Origin of the sequence: Glaciecola siphonariae, assembly GCF_042652645.1 — a bacterium.
Classification (GTDB): Bacteria; Pseudomonadota; Gammaproteobacteria; order Enterobacterales; family Alteromonadaceae; genus Glaciecola; species Glaciecola siphonariae.
Genome location: NZ_JBHSGU010000002.1, coordinates 1,422,881 through 1,435,335, shown reverse-complemented (window position 1 = coordinate 1,435,335; position 12,455 = coordinate 1,422,881). Strand labels below are relative to the sequence as shown.

The 12,455-nt window shown below is 44.8% G+C and carries 11 protein-coding genes; 5 read left to right on the top strand and 6 right to left on the bottom strand.

The features are described from left to right. Nucleotides 1-246: 246 nt before the first annotated feature. A complete protein-coding gene (locus tag ACFO4O_RS07730; protein ID WP_382407109.1) occupies nt 247-615 on the top strand; it encodes a DUF3192 domain-containing protein in 369 nt (122 codons plus the stop codon). Nucleotides 616-777: 162 nt separating this feature from the next. Then, on the top strand, nt 778-1,419 hold the full coding sequence (locus ACFO4O_RS07725; protein ID WP_382407108.1) for a GNAT family N-acetyltransferase: 642 nt from the start codon (nt 778-780) through the stop codon (nt 1,417-1,419). A gap of 519 nt (nt 1,420-1,938) precedes the next feature. On the opposite strand, the gene ACFO4O_RS07720 is transcribed toward ACFO4O_RS07725, so the two are convergent. Both ACFO4O_RS07720 and ACFO4O_RS07715 read right to left on the bottom strand, forming a co-directional pair. Continuing rightward, a complete protein-coding gene (locus tag ACFO4O_RS07720) occupies nt 1,939-2,256 on the bottom strand; it encodes a DUF3301 domain-containing protein (protein ID WP_382407106.1) in 318 nt (105 codons plus the stop codon). After that, nucleotides 2,256-3,305 carry a DUF3549 family protein gene (locus tag ACFO4O_RS07715; RefSeq protein ID WP_382407104.1) on the bottom strand — a complete coding sequence of 350 codons (1,050 nt, stop codon included), beginning with the start codon at nt 3,303-3,305 and terminating at the stop codon, nt 2,256-2,258. Before ACFO4O_RS07715 ends, ACFO4O_RS07720 begins: the two co-directional genes overlap by 1 nt. Nucleotides 3,306-3,452: 147 nt before the next feature. Here ACFO4O_RS07715 and truC point away from each other — a divergent pair, with 147 nt between their 5' ends. Continuing rightward, a complete protein-coding gene (truC, locus tag ACFO4O_RS07710; RefSeq protein WP_382407103.1) occupies nt 3,453-4,220 on the top strand; it encodes a tRNA pseudouridine(65) synthase TruC in 768 nt (255 codons plus the stop codon). Nucleotides 4,221-4,488: 268 nt separating this feature from the next. Beyond that, nucleotides 4,489-4,938, top strand: a complete 450-nt coding sequence (locus ACFO4O_RS07705) for a flavodoxin domain-containing protein (RefSeq protein WP_382407101.1) — start codon at nt 4,489-4,491, stop codon at nt 4,936-4,938. A gap of 72 nt (nt 4,939-5,010) precedes the next feature. Here ACFO4O_RS07705 and ACFO4O_RS07700 read toward each other — a convergent pair whose 3' ends face one another. The 4 genes from ACFO4O_RS07700 to map are packed head-to-tail and all read right to left on the bottom strand — an operon-like array spanning nt 5,011 to nt 9,860. Further along, nucleotides 5,011-5,511: an acyl-CoA thioesterase gene (locus tag ACFO4O_RS07700; RefSeq protein ID WP_382407099.1), complete on the bottom strand. Its 501-nt coding sequence runs from the start codon at nt 5,509-5,511 to the stop codon at nt 5,011-5,013. A 38-nt stretch (nt 5,512-5,549) separates the two neighbouring features. Then, nucleotides 5,550-6,386 (bottom strand): 2,3,4,5-tetrahydropyridine-2,6-dicarboxylate N-succinyltransferase, encoded by an 837-nt coding sequence (gene dapD / locus ACFO4O_RS07695; protein ID WP_382408275.1) that lies wholly within the window; start codon nt 6,384-6,386, stop codon nt 5,550-5,552. An 8-nt stretch (nt 6,387-6,394) separates the two neighbouring features. Then, nucleotides 6,395-9,022, bottom strand: a complete 2,628-nt coding sequence (gene glnD, locus ACFO4O_RS07690) for a [protein-PII] uridylyltransferase (RefSeq protein ID WP_382407097.1) — start codon at nt 9,020-9,022, stop codon at nt 6,395-6,397. A gap of 43 nt (nt 9,023-9,065) precedes the next feature. After that, nucleotides 9,066-9,860 (bottom strand): type I methionyl aminopeptidase, encoded by a 795-nt coding sequence (map, locus tag ACFO4O_RS07685; protein WP_382407095.1) that lies wholly within the window; start codon nt 9,858-9,860, stop codon nt 9,066-9,068. Nucleotides 9,861-10,160: 300 nt separating this feature from the next. On the opposite strand from map, the gene ACFO4O_RS07680 reads away from it, so the two are divergent. After that, nucleotides 10,161-12,371 (top strand): sulfatase family protein, encoded by a 2,211-nt coding sequence (locus tag ACFO4O_RS07680; RefSeq protein WP_382407093.1) that lies wholly within the window; start codon nt 10,161-10,163, stop codon nt 12,369-12,371. The last annotated feature ends 84 nt before the right edge of the window (nt 12,372-12,455 follow it).

The following is a 12,455-nucleotide window of genomic DNA, read 5'->3' as shown; positions in this document are numbered from 1 at the left end:
TTAATGAGTTTGGTAATTTCTGGTCAAAAAAGCTAAAAAATCGCGTCATATCAAAACTTATTTAGCCTCCAATATGTGTAGATAATCGTAAAGCATTGAAAAATAAAGTTTTTAATAAAGTGGCATAGTCTTTGGTATGTAGCCCGTGAAGCGAGGTACAAGCTTGGCATGTGCATCAGATGTACTGTCACGAGATTACCCGCACATAAAGCATAAAAATTATACACACTCACAGGGAGCAAGGATATGAGAGCAATAATACCATTACTAGTAGCGGCAAGCTTAGGTTTAAGCGGATGCGTAATATCAATCGACGACGGTGACTATGACGGTGAGTACTCGTCTCACTCTAGTTGGAAAAAAGAGCAGGCGAGCAACAAGCGAGATATAAACGAACTCAGCTTAGGACAAACTAAAGACTCAGTCGTGAGCAAGATGGGTGCGCCCGCCTTTAATGAAGCACTGCAAAAAGAGGGGCACGCATACCAGCTGCTGTGGTATCGCACGCATCATAGAGAAAGCGACGGCATAACAAGCAAAGATGAATGTACGCCGCTTATCTTTAAAAATGCCGAGCTAATCGGTTGGGGTGAGACGGCCTTACAAAAGTTGTAATTGTTGAGTGATGGGCGGACGAAAAGAAATGTAAAAACAATGTTACAATTTGCACTTCATCTATTACACTTACAATACTCACATAAATAATGTGGTTTTTGTCCTATAAAAAGCGTGCAGTGAAATGCATGAAATTGAAAGTGTGCAATTTGGAGCGTGTTTATGACCGTGTCTGTTTATCATCCAGATCTTGCTGAAGTTACAACGGCTTACCTTGGTGCTGACGATCTCAAAGTCGCAGCATCAATTCTTTACAATGCCTACTTTGACGATCCGCTCTTTGTCGATATTTTTCAGGCCGAGCGAGAAGGCTATGAAGCACGATTGCGCTCGGCCATCCGAGAAGAGATAAACACGTTTTGGGAGTCAGAACAGCCCTTAATTGGTTTATATGAAGAAGGTCGCTTGCTGGCAGTTTCATGCATGATTGGGCCCGACGCATCCTTTGGTGCAGGTCGGTTTTGGCATTGGCGCTTAAAAATGTTGCTCACCGCTGGGTATCTCGGCACAAAGCAAATGATTGCTAAAGAAGAAAAAGTACGTGAAAAAATTCCTGCCAAAAATTACCACATGCTTTCACTTATTGGGGTTCATCCTGACCATCAAGACATTGGTTTAGGCCATATCCTGATGAGTGCTATGTTGGGCTTATTAGATGAAGACAATCAGTCAGAGGGGATTGGTGTGCTGGTCACTCTGCCCAAGTGTTTGTCTTTCTTTAACAACGCTAAATTTGCTCATGTAGAAGATATCGAGGTGGGAAAAATCACTGGCAAGGTCATGTTTCGTTCAAGAAATATTTAACGTCTTCGCATTTATCCCGACAGTTTGTACGAGATATCTTACAAGCGTGTCGGTAATGCTCCTTTTATTCACTTCCTAAATTCTGATTTAATTTGCGCCCCCTATACAAATCAAGCGCTTAAAGGGTTTTTTTATTTTTCGCTGTTTATATTTATCATAGCCCGATCAAATTAGATCACTTTTTAATTTGCGACTACGGTATTCTAGTCACGTCTTCAGGGATGGCACGAAGCCAAAATAAGACAGGCAATCAGGAAGATTGTTTCAAGGAAGAGAATTGACGTTGGAAACGTCGCTAGGGGAAACGGACTATCCTAGTAATGGAAAGGAAAAGGGATCAGCATATGGATTTGTTGCCTGCTTAGGACGAGTGGGGTGAAAATGGAAAGGGGTGTAAGGGATTTTATCTGGATGATGTTTTAGCAATGGAACGCCGAGAAGGAAGCTCAAAATTTCACAAAAAAGCAGGCTTAAACGCCTGCTTTTTTTCGTTTTGAACATACACATTTTCTAAGGCTGTCAATAATCTTCAGACACCATCCTAAAGGCGGGCAAATCTACACTCAATATTTGTTTGCCGTGGGTTTTTATTAGCCCAGTGTACTGCGTTTCGCCGTCACTGCTAAACTCTAGTTGATATTGAATAAGCCAGTCGGGCTTTCCTCTGTGCACAGTTAAGCGGGTATTCAGCCTCGCCAGACTGATGAACTGCAAATTTTCTTTTTTGCAATACTGTTGGGCAAATGCAATCGCATGCTCTGAAATACCGCGCAGCCGCCAAAATTGCAAGGCAACTGCGCCAATGCAAAGCAAAATAATCAGATTATACATATCCATTAGTTGCGAGCCCTCTTCGCAAAAAGTGTTGCAATTGCTTGGTTAAGCACCTCACACTGCGCCTTCTGGCGTATTGTGGCTAACAAAAATACGCGCAAGCTAGGCAAATGCACTAAATCTGCATAAATGCCTTTAAACAAATCAAAGTGCGCATCAGCCTTTGCAACTTTTGCTAGATACAAGCTTAAATAGTCTTGCTCTGTGTGCTCTTGCGGAATAAGGCACTGCCAAAAGCGCCCAGCAATAACTACCAGAGTTTCAATATCTAGGGGATTATCTGAGCTTATTAAGCTATGAACATAGTCTTTCACCGCACTATTGTGACTGCTCGCCAGCGCCCTTAACGCCATGGCACTGAGCTTGTCATCTGCACTTTGTTGGTAGTTGAGTAATGCATGGTTTAGTTCGCTGGGCAGTTTAATACCTTCAAAACTGCTGAATAAGCAAAGGCAAACCGCGTCGGGAAGCTGCGATAAATTCGCAATCACCGCCTGCTCATGAGGTTTATGATGTATTTTGCTGGCAAAGTCAGATATATCTTGCACGCTTAGCTCTGCCCAAGGCTGAACGTTTGGTGCCTTTATGTAAGTAAAGGCCTTTGCAAGCCCTGGCCTGTTTGGCAAATCTAAATGATGACGAATAAAAGCATTGCAGTCGGCTAAAAGTTGCTGGCTTGGAACAAATACAAAGGGGTTTTCGGGCAGTTCTGCGCTCGTGGTGTCAACCTTTTGCAGCTCGTTTCCGAGCGCTTCAATCACAATTTGTAAAAACTGATCGCGAGCGGCCTGCTGTATCAGGCCCTGTTCGTCAACCGGCAGCTTCAAAAACCAGATGTAATGCTCTTGATTCATGCTTTTGTTCCAAAAAACAAGGCAAAACCAAGCATACCCTTGTCTTGGGCAGTCATAAGGACGCTCGTTGTTTTCATAATCAAAAAAACGCTGATTGTCGAGTAAGTGGCGAGTGCGGCTTACATCTAAAATGAAGTATTCAGTGCCAGCCTGTAGTAAAAATTCACTTAAGGTGGCAAAGGCTTTATGTGAGTGCATAGTCAACGATATCGCTTATGTTTTTGAATAGGTGGGGGCGCGTGATATTCTATCAAGTATGAATTGGATGTATACATCGATTGCGAGGTGCTTAGCTTCTGCGTCGTCACTTGTCTTAACCCACATTGTCATGAAAGAGTCCTGCTAGTGCATATTCCGATTGTTTATCAAGATGAGCATATCGTTGTGGTTTGTAAGCCATCGGGCTTATTGGTGCACAGAAGCTTGATTGATAAACACGAAACACAGTTTTTGATGCAGCTTGTGCGTAATCAAATAAATCAACATGTATACACGGTTCATCGTTTAGATAAACCCACTTCTGGCTTGTTGGTCATGGCTTTAAACAGCGATATTGCAAAAGCGCTGAGCGAACAGTTTTCACAGCATCGCGTACGCAAACACTATACCGCCTTATTACGAGGCTATGTAGATGAGTCGGTAACAATTGACTATCCATTAGTTGAGCAACTCGACAAAATGACAGACAAGCTTAATAAAGAAAACCCGCCGCAGCAGGCCATCACTCACCTCGAACCATTAGCGCGTTTCGAGCTTCCGTTTGCTGTAGGTCGTTACCAAACAGGTCGTTATAGTTTGGTGAAACTTACACCAGAAACAGGAAGAAAACACCAGTTGCGACGACACATGAAGCATATCTTTCATCCAATTGTAGGTGATACGACACACGGAGATGGCAAGCAAAATGCCTATGCACAGCAATATTTTAGTCTCCATCGTTTAGCCCTGTGCGCGAATCAATTGCACTTTGAGCATCCTATTTCGCGGCAAAATCTGAGCTTCACGACTCCATTTGACGAGACCTTAAGCGGCATTCAGCGTTTGTTTGACAAATACACCGTATGGCGATCAGCAAAGTGCTCAGGTGAAGTGATTTCTTTTTTAAACAAATAATTTTTTTTAACAATGGCATCGGTAAGTAAACCAAGCACAAATATGTGCGTTTTCGAACTTGATTTAATCGAAACCAGCCATACTTTCGTAATGGATTGTAATTAAAATGTTTTTGGCAAAATCATACAACAAAGGCCAATACGCCTTAGTAATGCCACTTGAGTAACCAGATGTATCGGTCGCAATAGCTAGTCGAATGTAAAAATACATCAAATGATGTACTGCGTGGCCCGTGCGCCGCAGCTTTTAATGTAATAAGGAATTAATCATGCCAAGTGTGAGCATCTTCGCCGGTTCAGTTTATGGTAACGCCCAACACGTTGCTGAAGAAGTGCAAACAATGCTTAGCGACGAGGGCGTCTCTAGCGAAATATTTACCGACCCATCAGTTGACGATTTTAAAGACGCTGAGGCGGTCTTGGTGATCACGTCTACAACAGGCCAAGGCGATATTCCGCCTAATTTAGAGTTTTTCCACAGCGAGCTTCGCGATACCTTTCCCTTAATGGAGGGTAAGCCCTTCGCCGTTGTAGGCTTAGGAGACAGTAGTTATGGTGATTCGTACTGCGGCGGCTCAAAGCAATTTTATGAACTTTTAACTGAATTGCAGGGTAAAGCGGTGAGCGACTTGTTTGAAGTTGACGCCATGGAAACCCTCGCGCCCGAGGAAGAAGTTGTGCCGTGGGTTAAGTCTCAGATTGTGGCCTTAACGGCCTGATGGGCAAGCATTCTTTCGCAAAGTAGTCTTAAGAAAGGCGGTCTAAAGGAAGGCAGTCTTGCGCGCAAGCGTCTAGCCGGCTTGGTTTACGCTACGTGAGAATGACTTTGCAAATGCATTTTCTAGCCAAGTCGGTATAGCCTGCTTTTCAAAACTCTTGGCGCAAACGCAGACATAGGTAATGCTTATATTCGCCACAGTTTGCCACGCCTTGTCTGCACGCTTACTGCATTCGAGCGAGAATTGAAACGACGTATTACCTACGTGCGTCGTGCTAACGGTTATCGATAGTACATCGTCAAATACCGCTGCGCGATTCCAATCGATATGATAGCTAACAACCTGATTTTCAAAGCCATGTTTTTGAAGTTCGCTGTAATCACCTATCAATGCGCGCAAATACTCTGTCGCGGCCAAGTCGGCATAATCTGCATATCGTGCGTTAAACACGACGCCTTGGGCGTCGCACTCTGAATATCGCACTCGCAAATAAAGCGTCAGCGAGTTTTGCCTTACTAGCTGATGCTTAGCCATTGTGTGCACTTGTGACTTATTTATTGGCGATTTGCTCATTATTGCCTGCGACTTAAAGGATACGCGATGGCGCTAACTTACAAGCTGCTATCTTGAGCGCCGCGCAGCAAAGCGTTTATTCCCACTTTTGCCCGCGTCTTGGCATCCACTTTTTTAACAATGATGGCGGCATACAGACTATACTTGCCATCTTTGCTCGGTAAACTGCCCGGCACAACCACTGCGCCAGCGGGGACGCGGCCATAATGCACTTCGCCTGTTTCTCTGTCGTATATTCGCGTAGATTGTCCAATGTAAACGCCCATTGAAACGACCGCACCTTCCTCTACAATCACGCCTTCTACAATTTCTGAGCGAGCACCAATAAAGCAGTTATCTTCAATGATAGTGGGGCTTGCCTGCAATGGCTCTAGCACGCCGCCAATACCCACACCGCCTGAAAGATGCACGTTTTTACCAATTTGTGCGCACGAACCTACAGTGGCCCAAGTATCTACCATCGTTCCGCTATCAACGTAAGCGCCAATATTCACATATGAGGGCATCAACACCACGTTACTGCCAATAAACGTGCCGGTTCTTACGGTAGCTGGCGGCACAACACGCATTCCCTCTTTAGCGAAGCGAGCGGCGTCGTAATCAGTGAATTTCAGCGGAACCTTGTCATAAAAAGTGCTTTCGGCCCCCGGCATTACCTGATTGTCATGCAGTTTAAAAAACAGCAGCACCGCTTTTTTAAGCCATTCGTTTACCTGCCAATTACCGTCAATTTTTTCAGCGACGCGCGCTTCTCCTGAATTTAACAGGGCAATGGCGGTGCTAACAGCATGCTTTATATCATCACTGGCTGTTTGCGCTGTAAAGCTGTCGCGCGTTTCAAAAGCGTGTTCGATTGTTGTGGCAAGTTGAGTCATATTTTGAGTCATAGTGCAGTATTCACTTCCGGTTGATCGAGTTTCATTATGATTTGTTTTTTAAGGAGTACTTGTTGTGCTTGTGTTAATGCTTTGCCTTGGTCATTGCATACAATGAACACGTCTTCTGCGCGCTCACCAATCGTTGCGATCTTCGCCATTTTCAGTGTGATGTTTAAATCCACAAACAAATGTCCAATGCGCGCGAGCAGTCCAGGTGCATCGAGTGCCTCAAGCTCAATTAAAGTCGCATCCACTTGGCTTGAATAAAAACGCACTTTTGTGGGCACATCAAGGTGCTTCATTTGCCTTGACATGCGCCGTTGATTCTTGTGGGAGCGACCAGGTTTCATAAGCTGCTGATGCACCGCTTGTGCAAGGTTTTGCACGCGGTTATCCGACTCAATGCGGTCAGAATTTTGGTCAAGTACAATCATGCTATCGAATACATAGCCATCGTCGGTGACAACGATTTGCGCATCGTGGATAGAACAATTACGACTATCAAGCACAGACGCGATTTGTGCAAAAAGTGCAGGGCGGTCATGACAATAAATCAAAAGCTCTGTTCCGGCTTTTGTTGTTTGATTGCTGGCAGCAACCAAAATCTTATCTGAGCTTAGTTTGTCGCCAGACAAAATTGTTTCGGTGTGCCAAGCGATTTGTTTAGGTTTAAAGCGTGCAAAATAATCGCTGCGCATTTGCGCCCAAAATCCGTTATTTGCGTCTATGCCTTTGCCGCTTAAGCGCTGCAAGGCTGACTCTTTATGTTCATCTACTCTCTCTTGAAATGTGCGCTGACATTCAAGGCCGTTATCAAGCGCTTGCTGGGTAAGCAAATAAAGCTCTCGGAGTAAAGAGGCTTTCCAGTCGTTCCAAAGGTTATCGTTTGTTGCGCGAATGTCGGCAAGGGTTAAGGCATACAGTAAATCTAGGTGGGTATGCGATTTTACCTCAGTAGCAAATTCTTTGATAACCTCAGGGTCATAAATATCTCTTCGCTGGGCAACAACCGACATCAGCAAGTGCTGCTCTACTAGCCATGCAATAATGCTTGCCTGTTTATCTGGAATGCCGTGAGACTGGCAAAAATCGAGCACATCCTTGGCGCCTAACTTAGAGTGGTCGCCATTTCGGCCTTTTGCGATGTCGTGAAAGATTGCGGCAATAAACAGCACGCGGTGTTCGTCTAAATTTTTGACAATGCGTGAACACCTCGGAAATTCGGCACCCTCTGTGTAATAGCGTCTAACATGCTTAACCAAACGGTGGGTATGTTCATCTACCGTGTAGGCATGAAACAGGTCAAACTGCATCATGCCAACAATTTTGTCCCATTCAGGTAAATACGACTGTAAGATACCGGTTTGATACATAATGTCCCAGCCCAAATCAAAAAAGCTGGGGTCGCTCACCAATTCCACAAACTTTGTTCTGCACTCAGGTATGGTGCAATAGTAGCTGGTCTGAAACGCACGTCTGGCGTTACGTAACTGACGAATGCAGTCGGCATCCAAACCACTAATTGTAGGGTTTGCTTTAATCACGAATAAAAAATCGAGGATGGCCTGCGGTGTTTGAAAACAGTTGTCGTGGCGAGGGCCTATCAAACCATCTTTAACGTAAAAGTCATCGTCAAGAACGGTGGCTTTTGTATTGCTGATGCCCAGAATGTCTTGATGAAAGCGCTGTAAAAGCATGCTGTTAAGCTCAGACACTCGGCGCACAATTCGAAACATGTGCTTCATCATCTTTTCAACGCCGGCCTTACCTTCACCAAAGCCGAGACGCTCGGCTACATCGGGCTGATAATCAAACAGCAGTCTATTTTCACTTCGCCCGGCAATTAAATGAAGGGCAAACCGAATTTGCCAGAGGTTAGACCGACATTCGATCAGTTCAGCGTGCTCAAGTTCGGTAAAATAACCGTGGCCAATAAGCGTCATGCCGTCGTATTCACAAAAATGCTTTTTAGCCACCCATCCTACGTTTTGAATGTCTCTTAAGCATCCGGGGTTTTCTTTGACGTTTGGTTCGAGATTATACGATGTGCCGTTAAATTTTCGGTGGCGCTTACTCTGCTCGTCAAGCTTTGCCAAGAAAAACGCTTTACTCGACCATAACTTTTGCGTGTTTATTTTGTCCATTAAAGCAGCAAAAGTAGCCTCGCATCCGCATAGGCGTCTTGCTTCGACTAAATTAGTAGCAATGGTAACGTCGTCTTTAGCTTGCACTACGGTTTCTTTGATGGTGCGAACCGACTGCCCAATTTCTAACTTAATGTCCCACAAAAAGGTAATAAACTGACTTAAGCTATCTTGAACCCGTTTTGCCAAACTCGATTTACTCAGAATGAGCAAGTCGATGTCGGAATACGGCTGCAGTTGGCCGCGTCCATAACCGCCCACAGCGCACAGTGTTAAATGTTTTTGCTGGTGTAAGCCGAGTAGCTGCCATGCGTGACACAGCAGAGCGTCGGTAAAATGCGAGCGCGCTACAACCAATTCATCTACGTGAACATTGTTAAAATTGCTGTCAAGCCACTGATAGCTTTGCGCCACACATTCCTTGAAAGCAGCAACATCGCTAATCGCTTCGATGCTGTTCACTTGGCTAATTAAACTATTCATAGTCATTGACGTTATCTAATCCTTTAACGCGTTGGGAAGGAGGCCTAATTTAGCTATGGTTGATAATCCGAGGAAGGCTTTCTTCGTCTCGAAGCGTAAGAACCTCTACGCCAGTTTCAGTCACCAATAAGGTATGTTCCCACTGGGCGCTAAGACTTCTATCTTTAGTAACGACCGTCCAGTTATCCGGCAGTATTTTTGAATACCGCTTGCCGGCATTGACCATCGGCTCAATGGTAAAACACATGCCTGCTTTAAGTTCTTCGCCCGTGTTGGGGCGTCCATAATGAACCACTTGTGGGTCTTCATGAAACACCGCGCCAATGCCGTGACCGCAATATTCTCGAACAATCGAATAATGATGATTTTCAGCGTGTGTTTGTATGGCATGCCCTATGTCACCTAAGCGCATACCGGGTCTAACCATTTCTATACCTTTATATAAACATTCTTGGGTAACGCGTATGAGGCGTTCAGCGAGAATGCTAGGTTTACCCACCACGAACATCTTTGACGTATCGCCGTGATAGCCATCTTTTATTACGGTTACATCGATATTGACAATATCACCGTCTTTTAACTTCTTGTCGGCAGGAATGCCGTGACAAATAACGTGATTGACTGAGGTGCAGATTGATTTTGGGAAAGGTGGATGACCATAATTTAAGGGAGCAGGAATGGCATCTTGTACATCAACAATGTAGTTGTGACAAAGCTGATTGAGCTCTTCTGTGGTGACACCCTTTTTTACATGCTCACCAATCATGACTAGCACGTCTGAGGCAAGCTTGCCAGCGACGCGCATTTTTTCAATTTCGTCTGCGGTTTTAATGGTAATACTCAACGCTGTTCCCCATTTGGCGTGCTATTTTTTTGTTGTGCAAGTATATCATAACAACTGAATTTCAATATTACTGATTCACTAGGTATATAACCAGTGAATATTAGGCGTTTTTTCGTACTCTTTACTCGGCTTGAGCGACAGTGTAATCTTTAAACACTTTTAATTTAGATCATGCCTTTAGCCAATTCGCGACTGAATCGATTTTATGTGCAAAAACGCTGCGATGATGCGGCGACAGTTGCACAGTCATTCATTTGCCTTGCCAGTATGTGATATTCCATTTGTAATGAAGCAGCTTTGATGAATTTTTTAAACTCTACTCTACGTGCGTCCTCTTTGTTTACCAGCGGCCTATTCAAAAAAATGGGTGTAATCGCCTTATTAATTGTTATTTCGCCCTTTGCCTTTGCTGCGCCAGTGATTGGTCATTCACAAGGCTTAAAAGGCGGTATTAGCAATCTATCAGTCGCAGGCTGGGCATGTGAGTTGGGGGTAGAGGAATCTATCGTTGTGAACCTATATGCAGGCGCAACACGCAGCAGCGCGTCCTTAATAGAAAGTCGCCTTGCAAACGCAGGTTCAGAGGCTGCAGTTGATAGACGTTGCAAGACTCAGGGCGATCATCGCTTTGCTTTCTACATTGCTCAGTCTGTGGTGTTTGAATATTCAGGTATGAACCTTTACCTTGAAGCTCAGGGAAGTGAAAGCTCATCAACCGCCACTTTAATGCAGGCGCGTTTACCAGAGCATCCTGCGACAAAAGTAACCGGTTTTTTTGACGGCATCAAGCAAGCAAATGGCGCTTATTTTGCTATGGGTTGGGCCTGCCAAACGGGTGTAGACCTTCCTATTTCTATTGAAATATCAACCACTTCGCAGAGCGGCGAGCGCATTGTGCTGATTGATGACGCGAAAACTGGCGTCATTGCCGAAGACGCCGTGCTCAACAATTGTAAAAGCGACGCTGGTAAGCATCGTTTTCGTACAAAAATTCCGGAAGAATTAATTAGTGCTTACGGCGGGCAAGCTTTGCAGATAGCGGCCAAAGCTGCGCTTGGTGATGATCGTAGAACACTCTTTCAAATAAAAACAATTACGCTACCTAAAACTCTGCCAAAATTGGTTTCAGATGACGTACCGCCAAATGTGGTGTTCATCTTTACCGATGACCAAGGATACGCTGACTTAAGTGTTCAAGATGCTCTAGACGATGTGTATACGCCAAACATAGATGCTCTAGCTGCAAATGGCGTTAGGTTTACCAATGGTTACATTACCGCACCGCAGTGCTCGCCGTCGCGAGCAGCTATGCTAACGGGCATATATCAGCAGCGCTTTAAAATGGATGAAAATCAGCATATACCGATGAGCCTTGAGGTAAGCACCTTGGCCAATCGCTTCCAAGACGCCGATTATGCGACAGGTATGCTAGGCAAGTGGCATCTTGAAATAATGAATACATCGCAGGAGTGGGGGCGTGAAAATTATCCGGATATGGTGCCGTTTAGAGCGCAAAATGTGCCCTTGGAAGAGCGTTTAGACTATTTTCCGCATAGACGCGGTTTTGATGAAATGTTTGCCGGCTACTCTGGCGTGTATTTGCGCAACATGACCGACAGGGCACAAAGAGTTGAAGTTGAAACTCACGTTAACAATACCTTTCGAGTAGATTTAGTGAATGAGTTGTCACTTTCTTTTGTTGATAAATACTGGCGCAAACCCTTCTTTTTATACTTGTCACCCTACGCACCTCATGTTCCCCTTGAAGCGACGCAAAAATATTTAGACCGTTTTCCAGAAGACATGCCAACCCGACGACGCTACGCGCTGGCGATGATGTCGGCGATAGACGATGGCGTGGGCAATTTAGTCGAAAAATTAGATAATTATAATATCTTGGATAATACAATTATCGTCTTTTTGAGTGACAATGGAGCACCATTAGGTGACGACATGACTGACGCGCCAATTAAGCGACGAGGAGAAGCATGGAACGGCTCACGAAATGACCCGTTCACCGGCGAAAAAGGCATGTTAACTGAGGGGGCTTTGCGAGTTCCTTTTATCATGCATTGGCCGAAACGAATCGCTGGCGGCTTGGAAATTGACACGCCAGTATCTGCCTTGGATGCGGCTTACACAGCCATGAACGAAACCGTGGGTGGGGATTTAAGTGAGCTAGACGGCATAGATTTGATGCCATTGTTTAACGGCGATGCTAGCGCATTTGAAGAGCGCCCACTGTTTTGGCGCTTCTACTTTCAAAGAGCTGTGCGCAAAGGAAACTGGAAGTACATGCAGGCGGGTATTGCACGCGAGTATTTGTTTGACATGACTCAAGCCGACCCGGAAGCGGTTAACTTGATTAACAGCTATCCTGAAATAGCCAATGAGTTGCGGGCAGAATATTGGCAATGGGCTGGTCAGATGCCTCGCCCCGAGCCTCTTGTTGAGATCCCCAAGCCGTTTGCTAATAGAGTCGACTTATATTTACCTCCGGCTTCGCAATAAGTTTTGGCGTTCCCTGGTTTTATTTATTTTTATTCTAACTTAGGCCTAAACCTCAGGCCGAGTTCCATCAAGAGAGTCCCAGCA

Excerpts from the sequence above, each read along its gene's own strand:
- ACFO4O_RS07730 (WP_382407109.1), top strand. The coding sequence starts at position 247 with ATGAGAGCAATAATACCATTACTAGTAGCGGCAAGCTTAGGTTTAAGC.
- ACFO4O_RS07725 (WP_382407108.1), top strand. The coding sequence starts at position 778 with ATGACCGTGTCTGTTTATCATCCAGATCTTGCTGAAGTTACAACGGCT.
- ACFO4O_RS07720 (WP_382407106.1), bottom strand. The coding sequence starts at position 2,256 with ATGGATATGTATAATCTGATTATTTTGCTTTGCATTGGCGCAGTTGCC.
- ACFO4O_RS07715 (WP_382407104.1), bottom strand. The coding sequence starts at position 3,305 with ATGCACTCACATAAAGCCTTTGCCACCTTAAGTGAATTTTTACTACAG.
- ACFO4O_RS07705 (WP_382407101.1), top strand. The coding sequence starts at position 4,489 with ATGCCAAGTGTGAGCATCTTCGCCGGTTCAGTTTATGGTAACGCCCAA.
- ACFO4O_RS07700 (WP_382407099.1), bottom strand. The coding sequence starts at position 5,511 with ATGAGCAAATCGCCAATAAATAAGTCACAAGTGCACACAATGGCTAAG.
- dapD (WP_382408275.1), bottom strand. The coding sequence starts at position 6,386 with ATGACTCAACTTGCCACAACAATCGAACACGCTTTTGAAACGCGCGAC.
- glnD (WP_382407097.1), bottom strand. The coding sequence starts at position 9,022 with ATGACTATGAATAGTTTAATTAGCCAAGTGAACAGCATCGAAGCGATT.
- ACFO4O_RS07680 (WP_382407093.1), top strand. The coding sequence starts at position 10,161 with ATGAATTTTTTAAACTCTACTCTACGTGCGTCCTCTTTGTTTACCAGC.